The organism is Brevundimonas sp. GW460-12-10-14-LB2 (assembly GCF_001636925.1).
Taxonomy (GTDB): Bacteria; Pseudomonadota; Alphaproteobacteria; order Caulobacterales; family Caulobacteraceae; genus Brevundimonas; species Brevundimonas vesicularis.
On record NZ_CP015511.1, the window covers coordinates 3,117,201 to 3,131,546 of the forward strand.

Below are 14,346 nucleotides of genomic sequence, written 5' to 3' on the forward strand. Positions count from 1 at the left end.
CTTCATCGCTGGACTCCGAGGTTGGGCCAAGACTGCTGTTTGAGCACGCCTTGCAGGCCGCCTTCAGAATGCAACCCAACAGTCTTTAACGCGCTGTGACCGGGCTTTCCGTCGCAGGTTTTTGCATTCTGTTGAAAGCGCGCAACGCTTTCACTTTGTTCGTGAATTGTGTCGTTTTACGGCCATGTTTGTCCCGTCCTGACATGGGCTGAAATTATCTCCCGGATCGTCGTTCCATGACCCAGACCGCGCTTCTCCTGCTTGCGCTGGCCCCCGCCGCCGGTGTCGTCCAGCCTGTTCAGGCCCAAACCATCGAGGCCCAGCCGGTAGAAGCCCAGGCGCAGGTCCAGCAGGAAGAGCCGACGGTCGTTCTGCCAGACGTGGAGGTGACGGCGGCGCGGCGCGGAGTGGCCCTGGGCGGGCAGGAACCGATCGTCTCCTACGACGCCGCGCAGATCCAGGCGTTCGGCGCGACCAACATCGGCGAGCTGATCACCCTGCTGGAGGCCCAGACCCGCAGCGCGCGCGGCGGGTCTCCGGTCTTCCTGGTCAACGGACGGCGTATCTCGGGCTTTCGCGAGATCCGCGGCATTCCGCCCGAGGCCATCGAACGGTTCGACGTCCTGCCGGAAGAGACCGCGTTGTCGTATGGCTACAGCGCCAATCAGCGGGTGGTGAACATCGTGCTGAAGGCGGACTTCAAGTCCCTGACCGCCTCGGTCAACGTCAGCCGGCCTGAGCAGGGCGGTCGCACGACCACCGCCAACGAGAACAATGTCCTGCGCATCGCCGGCTCCGATCGCTGGTCGGTCGATATCAATGGCACGACCTCCAACACCCTGTTCGAGACCGAGCGCGACATCGACCGCAGCACGACTGCCGGCGGCGACAGCGAAGTGGCTAGCGCCTATCGCACCCTGCTGCCCAAGACGGACGAGCTTTCGGTGTCGGGGACCTACAAGCACGACCTGAACGACAAGGTCGGCATGACGCTGAGCGGCAGCGTGGAGGACTCAAACAGCTTCAGCTACCACGGGCTGCCCAATGTTCAGCTGACCGTGCCGGGGACCAATCCGTTCTCGCCGACCGGCCAGGACGTCAATCTGTTCAGCTATCTGGATCTGCCCGACGCTCTGACGCGCAAGACCGATACCCGCACGGCCGAACTGGGCACGGTGTTCGACGGCTATGTCGGCGACTGGCGCTGGACGGCGACGGGCGAATACAGCCGCGTCGAGACCGACACCACGACGGGACGCGGCGTCGATGCGGATGCGCTGCAGGATCTCATCGCGGGCGATCTGACCGTCAATCCGTTCGGCGACCTGACCGACCGGGCTGTGGTGAGACCGCGCGACACCGCCAACTCCGTGGCCCAGACGGCGACGGCGGAACTGGTGCTGAACGGGCGTCCCTATGAGCTGCCTGCCGGCGACATCACCTCGACCATCAAGGTCGGGGCCGGCTATCAATCGCTTGACTCCGAGAGCCTGCGTTCGGGCGTGGCCGTGGATCGGTCGCAGTCGCGCAACGCAGGCAGCGTCCAGGCCAACTTCGATCTGCCGATCTCCAACGTCGAGCGCGGCGTCCTGCCCAAGATCGGCGACCTGTCGGCCAATCTGAACCTGGCCTACCAAGAACTGTCCGACTTCGGCGGCGTATCCTCGGTCGGGGCCGGGCTGAACTGGTCGCCGGTCGAGCGGCTGTCCTTCTCGGCCAACTATTCCGACGAGGGCAAGGCGCCGACGGTCCAGCAGCTGAACGACCCGACAGTATCGACTCCGAATACACCGGTCTTCGACTTCCGGACCGGCCAGACCGTCGAGATCAACCGCATCACCGGCGGCGATCCCAATCTGCAGGCCGAGGATCGGCGCATTCTGAAGCTGGGCATGAACTGGCAGCCGGTGTCGGACAAGGATTTCCGCCTGAACCTGGCCTACACTCGCACCGAGGCGGACAATGAAATCTCCAGCTTCCCGGCCATCACGCCCGACCTTGAGGCAGCCCTGCCGGATCGGTTCGTTCGCGATGCGGACGGCAATCTGGTGTCCATCGACGCCCGTCCGCTGAACTTCTTCAAGCGCGAGCAGCAGGACGTACAGTGGGGCTTCAACTTCTCGCGCCCGTTCGGCAAGCCGAACCCGGCGGCTGCGAGCGGCCGTGGTCCGGGCGGACGCGGAGGTCCGGGCGGCGGCGGAATGATGATGATGGGCGGACCGGGCGGCCCCGGCGGCGGACGGATGCGCGGGGGACGTGGATCGGGAATGCAGCCCGGCCAAGGCATCTTCAACCTGTCGCTGACCCACACCTGGCGTGTCCAGGACGAGGTCACCATTCGCGACGGTCTGGCGCCGCTGGATCTGCTGGACGGCGATTCCATCTCCGGCTCGGGCGGTCAGTCGCGCCATGAGGTCCAGCTTCAGACCGGGCTCTCCAGAAACGGCGTGGGCGCGTTCGTCAACGCCAACTGGCGCTCGGGCACGACGGTCAACGGCGATGCGCTGGGTTCGCCCGATCTCGACTTCTCGGGCCGGACCACGGTCAATCTGTTCGCCTTCGCCGACCTGACCCAACGCACGTCATGGGTCGAGCGCTTCCCGTTCCTGAAGGGCACGCGGATCGGCTTCGGCGTTCAGAACATCTTTGACGACCGCGTCTCGGTGACCAGCAGCGACGGTCAGGCACCGGTCAACTATCAGCGCGACTATCTGGACCCGCAGGGGCGCGTCTTCCGCATCAACCTGCGCAAGATCCTTTTCTAGAGGATCAGGGCCAGACGGTCGCCAGCGCGATCACCACGACGGCGGCGGCGAGCGCCAGGGGAAAGAAAAGACGGTCGGACATCGATCCGACCGTTACCCCGACCTGCGCGGTGCGACAAGCGATGGCGCGGCCCGCGAGCCTTGACCGACTTCGGAGGGCGTCCTACCCCGAGAGGCCCTATTTCGAAGGACCGACCGAATGCCGCGCCTGATCCTGCTCCGCCACGGCCAGAGCCAGTGGAACCTCGAGAACCGCTTCACCGGCTGGGTCGACGTCGATCTGACGGCGGAGGGCGAGGCCCAGGCGCGTCGCGGCGGCGAACTGATCGCTGAGGCCGGGTTCAAGCCGACGGTGATGTTCACCTCGGTCCTCACGCGCGCCCAGCGCACCGGCGCCCTGGCGTTGCAGTCGGCGGGCCTGACCGATGTGCCGGTGATCGAGGACTGGCGGCTGAACGAGCGCCATTACGGCGGTCTGACGGGTCTGAACAAGGCCGAGACGGCCCAGAAGCACGGCGAAGACCAGGTCAAGATCTGGCGCCGCAGCTATGATGTGCCGCCGCCCCCGCTGGCCCCCGGCGGCGAGTTCGATTTCAATGCCGATCCCCGCTACGCCGGCAAGGCCATTCCCGACACCGAAAGCCTGAAGACCACGCTGGACCGGGTGAAGCCCTATTGGGACGCCGAGATTGCGCCGCGTCTGAAGGCGGGCGAGGACGTGCTGATCGCCGCCCACGGAAACTCCCTGCGCGCCATCGTCAAACTGCTGTTCGGCGTGCCGGACGATGAGATCGTCGGCGTCGAAATCCCCACGGGCAATCCGCTGGAGATCGATCTCGACGCGAATCTGAAGCCGACCGCAGCCCGCTACCTCGACGCCGCTCGCGCCGAGACGTTGCCGACCTCATCATGAGCTGGAGCAAAGCTGACCAGGCCTTCATGGCCCAGGCGATCGCCCTGGCGACCGGCCGGATGGGCGAGACCTGGCCCAACCCGGCGGTCGGCTGCGTCATCGTCAAGGACGGCCGGGTCATCGCCCAGGCCGCCACCGCGCCGGGCGGTCGTCCCCATGCCGAGGAGCAGGCCGTGCCCGCCGCCGGCGCTGATGTCGCGGGCTCGACCGTCTATGTCACGCTGGAACCCTGCGGCGCGCGGTCGTCGGGCCGCAAGTCCTGCGCCCACTTCCTGACCGAGGCGGGCGTGGCGCGGGTCGTGATCGCCTGTATGGACCCGTCGCCGTTTGCGGCCGGGCGCGGCACCGAGCGCCTGCGCGCGCAAGGGTTGACCGTGGAAACCGGCCTGATGTGCGAAGAGGGCGCGGCCCTGTGCGAAGGCTTCCTGCACCGGCTGGAAACCGGCCGTCCGATGGTGCGCATCAGCGAGGACGGCGCCGGGTTCGACGGCCGCTTCGTCGCCTCGCCCAAGGCCGATCTGATCACCGAGCTGAAGCGGCTCGGCGAAGCGGGCTACACGCGCCTGTGGACGGGTCCAGGCGAGCTGGCCGAGGCCCTTCAGGCCCAGGGGCTGCTGACCGTCTGAGGCGGCTTCGCCGTTCAAAGGTTTCTTAAGTCAGGACGCGTAATGTGCCCTGATGGCCCTCGCCGCTGAACCCCTCGTGAGAAAGCGCCTGACGCAGGCGGAGCTGGACGTCATCTGCGCCCGGCACGATCGGCTGTTCCAGGCCCGACCCGGCGGCGCGCGCGCCGTCTTCGCCTGGATGGACCTGTCGGGCCTCAGCCTGAAGGGCCGCAATCTGGCCGATGCCGATTTCGCCGCCGCCTGTCTGGAAGGCTGCGATCTGACCGGGGCCAAGCTGGACAACGCCAACTTCTTTGGCGCGGACATGCAGGACGCGATCCTGGCCGAGGCCAGCCTGCGCCGCTCCGACCTGCGCGGCGCCTGCCTGCGGGGGGCGGACCTGTCGGGGGCCGATCTGTTCGAGGCGGACCTGCGCGAGGGCACCATCGCGGCCGCCGACGCCAGATTGGGCTTCAAGGTCATCGAACCACGCCACCGCGACGAGACCGAGGCCAGCGGGGCCTGCCTGGCCGGCGCCAATCTTCAACGCTCCAAGATGGCCGGCGTCATCGCCGTGAAGGCCGACTTCTCCGGCGCGGTGATGAAGGACTGCAAGCTTGTGCGGGCCAATCTGAAACAGGCGGATTTTCGCGGCGCCGACCTCGCCGGCGCGGATCTGTCAGGGGCGGACCTGTCGGGCGCGGACCTGCGCGACGCCATCCTTGTGGGCTGCAAGACGACCATGTGGCGCGCCGACGGCGCCGACATGCAGGGCGCCCTGACCGACAACAAGTCGTCCTGCGAGTCCGTGGAAAAGATGCCGGCCGCCGAGATGCTGCGCGAACACGCGCGCTGGTGCGAGACCGGCGGCGCGGAAGGGCAGCCGTCGGTCTTCAACGGCGTCGACCTGCGTCCGCTGAAGTCGATCACGGGCCTGAACCTGACCGCCCTGTCGGCCAAGGGCGCGGTCTTCTACGGCCTGGATATGGAAGGGGTGCAGTTGCAGGGCGCCCAGCTCGACAACGCCGACCTACGCTCGGCCAAGCTGCGGCGCGCCGACCTGCGCGGCGCGCGCCTTCGGGGCGCGCGACTGAACGGAGCGGACATGCGCGAGGCGCAGTTGGGGCCGCTTCTGATCGCCGCCGACCGGTTGATGCCGGCCGACCTCACCGGCGCCATACTGCGTGGTGCGGACCTGTCGGGGGCCGACCTGAGACGCGCGGTGCTGGCCGGCGCCGATCTGGGGCGGGCGACGCTGCACGGCGCCCAGACCCGTCAGACCGACCTGACCGACGCCAATCTGGCGGGCGTGCGCGGCCTGACCATCGATCAGGCCGCTTGAAGTCTTAGGCGAGCGCCTTGAGCTGATCGACCAGATCGGTCTTTTCCCAGCTGAAACCGCCGTCCGCGTCCGGCTCGCGGCCGAAGTGGCCGTAGGCGGCCGAGCGGGCGTAGATCGGCTTGTTCAGTTGCAGATGCTGGCGGATCGCACGCGGCGTAGCGCCGCCGATCAGGTCCAGAATCTTGTCTTCCAGAACGGCTTCGGAAATCTTGCCGGTGCCGTGCAGATCGACGTGGATCGATTGGGGCTTGGCCACGCCGATGGCGTAGGAGATCTGGATCGTGCAGCGGTCGGCCAGACCGGCGGCGACGACGTTCTTTGCCAGGTAGCGGCAGGCATAGGCCGCCGAACGGTCCACCTTTGTCGGATCCTTGCCCGAGAAGGCGCCGCCGCCGTGAGGCGCCGCGCCGCCGTAGGTGTCGACGATGATCTTGCGGCCGGTCAGGCCGGCGTCGCCGTCCGGTCCGCCGATCTCAAAGATGCCGGTCGGGTTGATGTGCCAGACGGTGTTCTCGTCGGTGAAGCCTTCCGGCAGCACTTCGAGAATATAGGGTTTGACGATCTCGGCGACCTGCTCGGAGCTCAGCCCTTTGGCGTGCTGGGTCGACAGAACGATCGAGGTGGCGCGGACCGGCTTGCCGTCCTCGTATTCGATCGTGACCTGGCTCTTGGCGTCGGGCTCCAACTGCGAACCGCCGGCGTGGCGAACCTCGGCCAAACGCTTCAGGATGTTGTGGCTGTACTGCAGGGTCGCCGGCATCAACTCCGGCGTCTCGTTCGACGCATAGCCGAACATGATGCCCTGATCGCCCGCGCCCTCGTCCTTCTCGTTGGTCGAGTCGACGCCGACGGCGATGTCGGCCGATTGGGCGTGCAGGAAGCAGGAGTAGTCCGCCGTCTCCCAGTGGAAACCGTCCTGCTCATAGCCGATGTCCTTGACCGCGGCGCGGACCAGCGGCTCCAGGCTGTCGATGATGCTCTGGGTGAAGGCTTCGTTCTGTTCCTTGGTGTTGCCCGGCTGGGTGGCGCGGACCTCGCCGGCCAGCACGATGCGCTGGGTCGTCACCAAGGTCTCGCACGCCACGCGCGCCTCCGGGTCCTTGGCCAGGAAGGCGTCCACGACCGTGTCGGAGATGCGGTCCGCGACCTTGTCGGGGTGGCCTTCGGAAACGCTTTCCGAGGTGAAGAGGAAGGAAGAACGAGCGGCCAAGAGAGGCTCCTGTCAGTGTCAGACCGACAGACATATAAAGATATGCTTATATGTTCAAGTGATCTGACGTAGCGCCCAGCCGCCAGAAACTGCTTTGCGGCGTAAGCATATCGGCTGACTCCCCCTCATTTTAGGGTAAACAGGCCCAAGGGGGTCCCCATGCCAGAAGGCCTGACGACGAGAGAGAGCGAATGTATCCGCTTGGCCGGCCAGGGTCTTGAGGACAAGGAAATCGCTGCGCGCCTGCGTATCTCGCCGCGCACGGTCGGCAATCACCTGCATCGCGCCTATGCCAAGCTGGGCGTTTCGGACCGCAAACTGGCGGCTAGGCGACTGAGTATTGGCTACTCAGAGGCGTCGATACTCATTCCCGACACCGGCCCCAATACGCTCAATGATCCCACGTCGGCCGAACAGTCTGACGATGCGGTTTCCGACCCAACGACTTCCTGGCTTCTGCCTGCGCCTCCTCGGGGCGCTCTGGCGAGAGTGGGGATCATTGTCGCCGGGGCCGCCATCGCCCTTCTGTTCGCCATCGGGATCGTGACGGCGGGCATGGTGGTTCCATCCCTTTTCGACCGGCTTGCTCCCGCTGAAATGCGCTGACCAAACGGCTTAAAGGAAGGTGAGCCAATGAAGAACATGCACGTCGGCGTCCGCGTGGCGCGACAGGTCAGAACCGCAGAACACGCCGTCGATCAGGCCATGATCGAGGTCAGCCGCTTGGTTCAGACGGCGTTGGAAGGTCGGGTCGAGGCACGTCTGGCGGCCGAGGTTGGACAGGAAGCGCTGGCCAATATGGTGCGCGGCCTAAGCCAACTGGCCGAGGTTCGTAGCGCCGTCATCGCCAGTCACTGCAAACTGGCCCAGGTCGCCGACGACCATCAGGTCGGCTGGCACATGGATGGCGCGCAAGAAGACAAGACGGTCAAACCCACTGGGTTCGCCCCGGTTCTCGCCGTCGCCGCTTGATCGCGGCCGTCGGAATGGGGTCGCCGCTGTCCTTGTTTCTGGTGGGTCTGACCTACGGCGTCATGGCGCTTCTGCTCTGGAAGGGTCGCATGCCTGAGCGGATCGCCTTGGTCGCTCTGGTCGTCCTTAACTGGGGCACGCCGTTGGTCGATCACCTGTTCATCGGGCATTTCCGGTGGGGCGTGGCGATCTTGTCGGTGTCCATGTTCTGTCTGCTGGTCGGTCTGGCGCTCCGTTACGATCGATGGTGGCTGCTTCTTGCCGCTGGCGCCCAGCTTATCGCGGTCTCGACCCATCTGGCCGGCATCGCCGGTTCTGACGCCCTGCTGTGGTCGATCGTATCGACCCGAATGGTCGTCTGGTTCGAACTCCTGCTCCTCGCCCTCTTGGGCGTCTGGGAGGCTCAGTGCGCCCCCTACGCCCGTCCCAAATCAGCGCCCGGATCGATCCGGACGCTTCAGAAAGTCTGAATGTCATGAATACCCAAACCACCCCCGCCTTCATGCCGCTTTTCCGCTCGTGGCTGGAAACGGCCAATCTGGCGAAACAGGTCGTATCGTCATCGCTGTCCGCTAGCGGCGAGAACCTGCTCGTCGAACTGGATCTGGCGCCGATGGAAGCGGCGGAAACCACGCTTCTCGATCACGCTCCGACCTCGGCGGTCGAAGCCGTCTGCATGATCGAGATCATCCGCCAGAGTCTGTCCGACGCCGGCCGCTCGGACGGACGCGATGCTCGCGCCTTGGATGCCATCCAGTCGTGGCTGGCAGGCGCGGCTCTCGACGGCGCCGACCATCGCGATGAGGTTGAGCAGTTGCTGAAAAGCGCCAGCAACCGGGCCTGATCAGCCGCGCAGGCCCTTGGCCACGGTCAGAAGGGCGTCGCGTTGAGCGGCGTCCTTGATGCCGCGGAAAGCCGCCAGCAGTTCGGCGACCCCGGGGGCGGCCAGGGCCAGCTCGTCGCCCTCGGCCGTTTCCAGTTCGCCCAGCAGGGCCGCGCCGGTCGATTTCAGCACCGAAGCGATCTGCAGCAGGCGGGCGGCCGAGACGCGGTTCACGCCCCGCTCGTACTTCTGGATCTGCTGGAAGGTCACGCCTGCGCCGGCGGCCAACTGCGCCTGGGTGATGCGCAGTTCCTCACGACGGGTGCGAATGCGTCCGCCGATGGCGATGTCTACGGGATCAACTGCGTCGTTCATGTCGGCCTGCGGGCATAGATAATGCGGCGCCATGGCCCCAAAACACCGATCCCGTCAAGCCAAAGCTGCTTAGCTAGGGATTGCTACGTGCGCTGCAGGTGACAATTCAACCTTGAGGATATATTTCGGCGCTCTAGACGCCGCCTCCCGCGCGAACCGCGCTCGGAGAAGTGGTGCCGCTTAGGTGACTCGAACACCTGACCCCATCATTACGAATGATGTGCTCTACCGGCTGAGCTAAAGCGGCCCGGTTGCAACGGACGAAGCTGTCCGCGCGAGACGGGGTCTTTATACGGCCGGATCGCGCTTGCCAAGCGCCGCGTTCAAGATCGTGATCAATGAGGTCTCGTCGGGCGATTTTGCCACAACGGGCGTCAGGCCCAGCGCGGCGAGCGGGGCCGCGGCGGCGGGAGAGATGCAGGCGAGGACCGCGTGCGCCAAGGGGGCGTGATGAAGCTTGGTGAGGGCTTTTCCGGCGCGGGGGGAGTGGATCAGAACGGCGTCGAACAGTGCGGGCGCTGCGACTGACGTTTCGATGGCGCGATAGACTGTCAGCGAATGGATCGACACGTTACGGGCGCCGGCGGCGGTGAGGGCGGCGGTGAAATCGCCGGCGGGCATTTCGGCCTGAGGGACCAAGACGGCGGCGTTAGCGATGGCCCTGGCGATCAGGCGGGCGAGGTCGCGCAGGTCGCCGGATGCGGAGAGGACATCGGCGAAGCCCGCAGCATGGGCAGCCTGAGCGGTCGCATCGCCGACGGCGAAGACCGGACGGTCGCGGCGGGGCGTCAGGGCGGCGAAGGCGGCCACGCCGTTGATGCTGGTGAAGGCCAAGGCGGCGAACGGCGCCAGATCGGGGACGGGCGGCGTCAAGTTCTCAATGGTCAGAAGGGGCGCGACGATCGGCTCGAACCCCATGTCGCGCAGGCGGGCGGCGGTGCGTGCGGCGCCCGGTTCGGCGCGGGTGATCCAGACTCGTGTCGGCGGAACGTTCATCCGTCCAGGGTCGCGGGATCGACTTCCTGATCGCCGGCCGAGGCGTGGACCTCGCCGCCCAGGCGTTGGCCCAGTGTGCGCGCGTCGGCTTCGGTCGGTTGGAAAAGATCGCCGACGCGCCGCCAGCGGGCGGACCCGTCCGGGCTGAGCATTTCGGTGGTCAGATGTAGCGTGTCGTTGTCGATGCGGGCATAGGCGCCGACGGCGGTGCGGCACGACCCCTCCAGCGCCGTCATGGCGCCGCGCTCGGCGGCGATGCACAGGGCGGTCTCGGGGTGGTTCAGGGCGGCGACCCATTGGGCGTTTAGGGGCGCGTCGATGTCGGCGGCGCGGGTCTGGATGGCCAGGGCGCCTTGGCCCGGCGCCGGCAGGAAGGCGTCCAGCGACAGTTTCTCGCGGATATGGTCGGTGACGCCCAGGCGCGTCATGCCCGAGACGGCCAGAAGTATGGCGTCGAAATCGCCCTCGGCCGCGCGGCGCAGGCGGGTGTCGATGTTTCCGCGCAGCATCTCGACCTTCAGGTCCGGCCGCAGGGCAAGCGCCTGGGCCTGGCGACGCAGGCTGGCGGTGCCCAGGCGCGCGCCGAAGGGCAGGGTGTCGAAACTGTCGAAGTCGCGGCTGACAAAGGCGTCGCGGGCGTCCTCGCGTTCGGGGATGGCGGCGATGCATAGGCCTTCGGGTTGTTCGGCGGGGACGTCCTTCATCGAATGGATGGCGATGTCGATCCGGCCGGCCAGCAGGGCCTCCTCGATCTCCTTGGTGAACAGAGCCTTGCCGCCGACTTCCAGCAGGCGGCGATCCTGGATGCGGTCGCCGGTGGTGACGATCTCGACCAGAGGAACGGCCGTCTCGATCTCTCCCTCGGGCACGTTCAGGGCGCGGCCGATGGCGCGCTGCATCATGCCGGATTGGGCGAGCGCCAGCTTGGAGCGTCGGGTGCCGATGCGGAGAGGAAAGGTCATGAGCGTTGCGCACCGGTCGCCGGGTCGCTACCTCGACCCGATGGAGATGTCCGCCGACTATAGCAGCGGCGCCGATGCGGCAACTGGACGGGATGTCCCCCCTCGTCCCGGTCCGCTGACGGTGCTGGGCCTGGAGACCAGTTGCGACGAGACCGCCGCCTCGGTCGTGCGCCTGACGGGCGGTCGGGCGGAGGTGTTGTCCTCGGTCGTTCACAGCCAGATCGACGACCATGCGGCCTATGGCGGCGTGGTGCCCGAGATCGCAGCGCGCAGCCATGTCGAAATGATCGCCGAGGTCACGCGACGCGCGATGGCCGAGGCCGATATGGGCTATGACGGGCTGGACGGGATCGCGGCGACGGCCGGGCCGGGCCTGGTCGGCGGGGTCATGGTGGGCCTCAGCTTCGGCAAGGCGGCGGCGCTGGCGCGCGGCCTGCCGCTGGTGGCGGTCAACCATCTTGAGGGGCATGCGGTGTCGGCCCGGCTGGGGGCGGAGGTGGCCTATCCCTTCCTGCTGCTGCTGGTGTCGGGCGGCCACTGCCAGCTTCTGGAGGTGCGCGGCGTCGGCGACATGAGCCGGATCGGGGCCACCATCGACGACGCGGCCGGCGAGGCCTTCGACAAGATCGCCAAGGCCTTGGGCCTGGGTTATCCGGGCGGGCCGGCGCTGGAGCGGCTGGCCGTTCAGGGCGACGGGTCGAAGATCGATCTGCCGCGCGCCCTCTTGGGCCGCAAGGATTGCAACTTTTCCTTCTCGGGCCTGAAGACGGCGGCCTTCCGTATCGCTCAGACCTGCCAGACGGAGCAGGACAAGGCGGATCTGGCCGACGCGGTGCAAAACGCCATCGCGCGCCAACTTTCGGATCGGTCGGAGCGGGCCTTGGCGGCCTATGCGGAGACGCATGACCACAAACTCTTCGTCGTCGCGGGGGGCGTTGCGGCCAACAAGACCATCCGCGCGACCTTGCAGGCGACGGCGGCGAAATACGGCTTCGACTTCCTGGCGCCGCCCATGGCTTATTGCACCGACAATGCGGCGATGATCGCCCTGGCCGGTGCGGAACGGCTGGCGCTGGGCCTGACCAGCGACATCGACGTGGTCGCCCGGCCGCGATGGCCGCTGGACGAAGCGCGCGCCCTGTCCGATCCTTCGCACAAGCCGGGCCGCAAGGGCGCCAAGGCGTAAACGATAAGCAAGCCTCGGGAGGGCGTATGGAATTCCGCACGGCAGGGGTCATCGGCGCGGGCGCCTGGGGCACGGCTCTGGCGCAGGTGTGCGTTCGGGCCGGTCTGGACACGACCTTGCAGGCGCGCGAACAGCAGTTGGTCGAGACGCTGCGGGCGACGCGGGCCAACGACCTGTATCTGCCTGGTGTGCCTCTGGCCGACGACCTGAAATTCACCGCCGATCTGGCCGATCTGGCCGACTGCGACGTGATCCTGGCCGTGCCGCCGGCCCAGCACATGCGCGCGACGCTGACGGCCTTTGCGCCCCACTATCGCGCCGGCGTGCCGGTGGTGCTGTGCTCCAAGGGCGTCGAGCGCGGCACGATGAAGCTGATGACCGAGGTGCTGGCCGAGACCCTGCCGGACGCCCCCGCCGCCGTCCTGTCCGGTCCCAGTTTCGCGGGCGAGGTGTCGCGCGGCCTGCCGACCGCCGTGACCCTGGCCTGCGCCGATCAGGGGCTGGGCGAGGCCTTGCTGAACACCCTGTCGGCGCCGGGCTTCCGACCTTATCTGGCGACCGATCTGGTGGGCGCCGAGGCGGGTGGCGCGCTGAAGAACGTCCTGGCCATCGCCTGCGGCATCTCCGAGGGGCGCCAGTTGGGCCGCAGCGCCCACGCCGCCCTGATCACGCGCGGCTTTGCGGAAATGACCCGTCTTGCTGTCGCGATGGGCGGGCAGGCGGAGACGGTGGCGGGCCTGTGCGGCTTGGGCGACCTGGTTCTGACCTGTTCCAGCCCCCAGTCGCGCAACATGAGCCTGGGTCTGGCCCTGGGTCAGGGCCAGACGGTCGAACAGGCCCTGGCCGGCAAACGATCGGTGGCCGAAGGCTATGAGAGCGCGCCGGCGGTTCGCGAACTGGCCGCGCGTCTGGGCGTGGAAGTCCCGATCTCGGAAGGCGTCGCGGCCCTGCTGGCTGGCGAGATCGATGTCGATGGTCTGATCGACGGCCTGCTGTCGCGCCCGCTGAAGGCCGAACGTGTCTGAAGCGGCCGAGGCGCCGGCCGAGCGCAAAAGGGTCTGGAAGACGCCGCCCGGCGTGGCGCTGTGCGCCGAGAGCGACATCGCCGATCCCGGCTCGCGCGGCTTCGTGCTGCAGATCGGCGAGGCCTTCTTCCACGGCTTCGTGGTCAGGAAGGACGGTCAGGTCGCGGGCTGGGTCGATCGCTGCCCGCACGCCGGCTTTCCGATCGCGATGGAGATCGACCGCTATCTGACGCCGGACGGCGCGCTGATCCTGTGCGGCTGGCACGGGGCGGTGTTCGAGCCGCTGACCGGGGAATGCAAGGGCGGTCCCTGCGCGGGCGGGCGGCTGACGCCCTGGCCGGTGGCGGCCTCTGGCGGGATCGTCAGAACGGCCTGACGCGCTTCAGCGCGCCAGTTTGCCCTTCGCTTTTCCGGCGCTGAACACAACGTCGGGATCCGGCTTCCTGATGTCGATGCTGGTGTGGCTCAGCACCGACAGGATGTAGCGGCCGATGTTCAGGCGCGCCGTTTTCTTGTCGTCGGTGGCGACGACGGTCCAGGGCGCATAATCGCGGTCGGTCTCGCCCAGCATCCGGTCGCGAGCATCGGAATAGGCGTCGAACCGCGCCTCGGCCTCGGCGTCCAGCGACGACAGTTTGAACTTCTTCAAGGGATCCTCGCGGCGTTCCTTCAGCCGCTTGGCCTGCTCCTTGCGCGAGATGTCCAGCCAGATCTTGATCAGGATGATCCCGTCGTCGGTGAGCATCCGTTCGAAGCGCGGGGCGTCGGTCATGAACTGGGCGTACTGCTCGGGCGTGCAATAACCCATGACCGGCTCGACCCCGGCGCGATTGTACCAGGACCGGTTGAAGATCACAGTCTCACCCGCCGCCGGAAGGTGCGGGACATAGCGCTGGAAATACCACTGGCTGGTCTCGCGGTCGCTGGGTTTGGGCAGGGCGATGACGCGGGTCTGGCGCGGCGACATATGTTCGGTCAGGCGCTTGATCGCGCCGTCCTTGCCGGCGGTGTCGCGCCCCTCCAGCACGATGACCACGCGCGAGCCATGCTCGATGCTCCAGGCCTGGGTCTGGACGATGGCCAGCTGGATCTGCTCCAGCTCGGCGTCATAGGCGTCGGATTTCTTTCCCATGGCGAGAGAGTGGGCCGAGGGCTGGCAGAGAGCAAGGGCA

The 14,346-nt window shown here is 67.1% G+C and carries 16 protein-coding genes and 1 tRNA gene; 11 read left to right on the plus strand and 6 right to left on the minus strand.

From position 1 onward, the window contains the following. Positions 1–236: 236 nt before the first annotated feature. From A4249_RS15380 to A4249_RS15395, 4 genes are all read left to right on the plus strand, one after another. Positions 237–2,765 (plus strand): TonB-dependent receptor plug domain-containing protein, encoded by a 2,529-nt coding sequence (locus A4249_RS15380; protein ID WP_066554238.1) that lies wholly within the window; start codon positions 237–239, stop codon positions 2,763–2,765. Positions 2,766–2,964: 199 nt separating this feature from the next. Further along, the gene (gene gpmA / locus A4249_RS15385) at positions 2,965–3,678 is read left to right on the plus strand and encodes a 2,3-diphosphoglycerate-dependent phosphoglycerate mutase (RefSeq protein WP_066554240.1); all 714 of its coding nucleotides are present in this window, start codon (positions 2,965–2,967) and stop codon (positions 3,676–3,678) included. Further along, the gene (locus A4249_RS15390) at positions 3,675–4,304 is read left to right on the plus strand and encodes a bifunctional diaminohydroxyphosphoribosylaminopyrimidine deaminase/5-amino-6-(5-phosphoribosylamino)uracil reductase RibD (protein WP_066554243.1); all 630 of its coding nucleotides are present in this window, start codon (positions 3,675–3,677) and stop codon (positions 4,302–4,304) included. The genes gpmA and A4249_RS15390 overlap by 4 nt, the downstream gene beginning before the upstream one ends. Positions 4,305–4,356: 52 nt before the next feature. Then, entirely contained in the window at positions 4,357–5,625 is a 1,269-nt protein-coding gene (locus A4249_RS15395) for a pentapeptide repeat-containing protein (RefSeq protein WP_156494730.1), read from the plus strand. Between the two features lie 4 nt (positions 5,626–5,629). Here A4249_RS15395 and metK read toward each other — a convergent pair whose 3' ends face one another. Further along, a complete protein-coding gene (gene metK / locus A4249_RS15400) occupies positions 5,630–6,835 on the minus strand; it encodes a methionine adenosyltransferase (RefSeq protein ID WP_066554246.1) in 1,206 nt (401 codons plus the stop codon). A gap of 159 nt (positions 6,836–6,994) precedes the next feature. On the opposite strand from metK, the gene A4249_RS15405 reads away from it, so the two are divergent. Genes A4249_RS15405 through A4249_RS15420 form a run of 4 tightly spaced genes read left to right on the plus strand, consistent with a single transcriptional unit; the run spans position 6,995 to position 8,651 of the window. Next, positions 6,995–7,441: a helix-turn-helix domain-containing protein gene (locus tag A4249_RS15405; protein WP_066554248.1), complete on the plus strand. Its 447-nt coding sequence runs from the start codon at positions 6,995–6,997 to the stop codon at positions 7,439–7,441. Positions 7,442–7,468: 27 nt separating this feature from the next. After that, positions 7,469–7,807: a hypothetical protein gene (locus A4249_RS15410; RefSeq protein WP_165118437.1), complete on the plus strand. Its 339-nt coding sequence runs from the start codon at positions 7,469–7,471 to the stop codon at positions 7,805–7,807. Between the two features lie 14 nt (positions 7,808–7,821). Beyond that, positions 7,822–8,277: a hypothetical protein gene (locus tag A4249_RS15415; protein ID WP_066554250.1), complete on the plus strand. Its 456-nt coding sequence runs from the start codon at positions 7,822–7,824 to the stop codon at positions 8,275–8,277. Positions 8,278–8,282: 5 nt separating this feature from the next. Beyond that, positions 8,283–8,651 (plus strand): hypothetical protein, encoded by a 369-nt coding sequence (locus tag A4249_RS15420; RefSeq protein ID WP_066554252.1) that lies wholly within the window; start codon positions 8,283–8,285, stop codon positions 8,649–8,651. Here the strand turns inward: A4249_RS15420 and A4249_RS15425 are convergent, their stop codons facing one another. The 4 genes from A4249_RS15425 to hemC form a co-directional block, all read right to left on the minus strand. After that, the gene (locus tag A4249_RS15425) at positions 8,652–9,005 is read right to left on the minus strand and encodes a helix-turn-helix domain-containing protein (protein WP_039246365.1); all 354 of its coding nucleotides are present in this window, start codon (positions 9,003–9,005) and stop codon (positions 8,652–8,654) included. It lies immediately after the preceding gene. A gap of 171 nt (positions 9,006–9,176) precedes the next feature. After that, positions 9,177–9,252 (minus strand) — tRNA-Thr (locus A4249_RS15430). Between the two features lie 41 nt (positions 9,253–9,293). Continuing rightward, positions 9,294–10,001, minus strand: coding sequence for a uroporphyrinogen-III synthase (locus A4249_RS15435; RefSeq protein WP_066554255.1), 708 nt, complete (start codon positions 9,999–10,001; stop codon positions 9,294–9,296). Further along, the gene (gene hemC, locus A4249_RS15440) at positions 9,998–10,963 is read right to left on the minus strand and encodes a hydroxymethylbilane synthase (RefSeq protein ID WP_066554257.1); all 966 of its coding nucleotides are present in this window, start codon (positions 10,961–10,963) and stop codon (positions 9,998–10,000) included. The genes A4249_RS15435 and hemC overlap by 4 nt, the downstream gene beginning before the upstream one ends. Before the next feature lie 46 nt (positions 10,964–11,009). Between hemC and tsaD the strand changes: the two genes are divergently transcribed. The 3 genes from tsaD to A4249_RS15455 are packed head-to-tail and all read left to right on the plus strand — an operon-like array spanning position 11,010 to position 13,550. Next, complete coding sequence (gene tsaD, locus A4249_RS15445) at positions 11,010–12,149, plus strand: tRNA (adenosine(37)-N6)-threonylcarbamoyltransferase complex transferase subunit TsaD (protein ID WP_066555345.1); 1,140 nt, start codon at positions 11,010–11,012, stop codon at positions 12,147–12,149. 26 nt (positions 12,150–12,175) lie between these two features. Continuing rightward, the gene (locus A4249_RS15450) at positions 12,176–13,174 is read left to right on the plus strand and encodes an NAD(P)H-dependent glycerol-3-phosphate dehydrogenase (protein ID WP_066554259.1); all 999 of its coding nucleotides are present in this window, start codon (positions 12,176–12,178) and stop codon (positions 13,172–13,174) included. Beyond that, positions 13,167–13,550: a Rieske (2Fe-2S) protein gene (locus A4249_RS15455; RefSeq protein WP_066554261.1), complete on the plus strand. Its 384-nt coding sequence runs from the start codon at positions 13,167–13,169 to the stop codon at positions 13,548–13,550. Before A4249_RS15450 ends, A4249_RS15455 begins: the two co-directional genes overlap by 8 nt. A gap of 6 nt (positions 13,551–13,556) precedes the next feature. On the opposite strand, the gene ppk2 is transcribed toward A4249_RS15455, so the two are convergent. Next, positions 13,557–14,306 (minus strand): polyphosphate kinase 2, encoded by a 750-nt coding sequence (ppk2, locus tag A4249_RS15460; protein ID WP_066554264.1) that lies wholly within the window; start codon positions 14,304–14,306, stop codon positions 13,557–13,559. Positions 14,307–14,346: the final 40 nt, after the last annotated feature.

Excerpts from the sequence above, each read along its gene's own strand:
- A4249_RS15380 (WP_066554238.1), top strand. The coding sequence starts at position 237 with ATGACCCAGACCGCGCTTCTCCTGCTTGCGCTGGCCCCCGCCGCCGGT.
- gpmA (WP_066554240.1), top strand. The coding sequence starts at position 2,965 with ATGCCGCGCCTGATCCTGCTCCGCCACGGCCAGAGCCAGTGGAACCTC.
- A4249_RS15390 (WP_066554243.1), top strand. The coding sequence starts at position 3,675 with ATGAGCTGGAGCAAAGCTGACCAGGCCTTCATGGCCCAGGCGATCGCC.
- A4249_RS15395 (WP_156494730.1), top strand. The coding sequence starts at position 4,357 with ATGGCCCTCGCCGCTGAACCCCTCGTGAGAAAGCGCCTGACGCAGGCG.
- A4249_RS15405 (WP_066554248.1), top strand. The coding sequence starts at position 6,995 with ATGCCAGAAGGCCTGACGACGAGAGAGAGCGAATGTATCCGCTTGGCC.
- A4249_RS15410 (WP_165118437.1), top strand. The coding sequence starts at position 7,469 with ATGAAGAACATGCACGTCGGCGTCCGCGTGGCGCGACAGGTCAGAACC.
- A4249_RS15415 (WP_066554250.1), top strand. The coding sequence starts at position 7,822 with ATGGGGTCGCCGCTGTCCTTGTTTCTGGTGGGTCTGACCTACGGCGTC.
- A4249_RS15420 (WP_066554252.1), top strand. The coding sequence starts at position 8,283 with ATGAATACCCAAACCACCCCCGCCTTCATGCCGCTTTTCCGCTCGTGG.
- A4249_RS15425 (WP_039246365.1), bottom strand. The coding sequence starts at position 9,005 with ATGAACGACGCAGTTGATCCCGTAGACATCGCCATCGGCGGACGCATT.
- A4249_RS15435 (WP_066554255.1), bottom strand. The coding sequence starts at position 10,001 with ATGAACGTTCCGCCGACACGAGTCTGGATCACCCGCGCCGAACCGGGC.
- hemC (WP_066554257.1), bottom strand. The coding sequence starts at position 10,963 with ATGACCTTTCCTCTCCGCATCGGCACCCGACGCTCCAAGCTGGCGCTC.
- tsaD (WP_066555345.1), top strand. The coding sequence starts at position 11,010 with ATGTCCGCCGACTATAGCAGCGGCGCCGATGCGGCAACTGGACGGGAT.
- A4249_RS15450 (WP_066554259.1), top strand. The coding sequence starts at position 12,176 with ATGGAATTCCGCACGGCAGGGGTCATCGGCGCGGGCGCCTGGGGCACG.
- ppk2 (WP_066554264.1), bottom strand. The coding sequence starts at position 14,306 with ATGGGAAAGAAATCCGACGCCTATGACGCCGAGCTGGAGCAGATCCAG.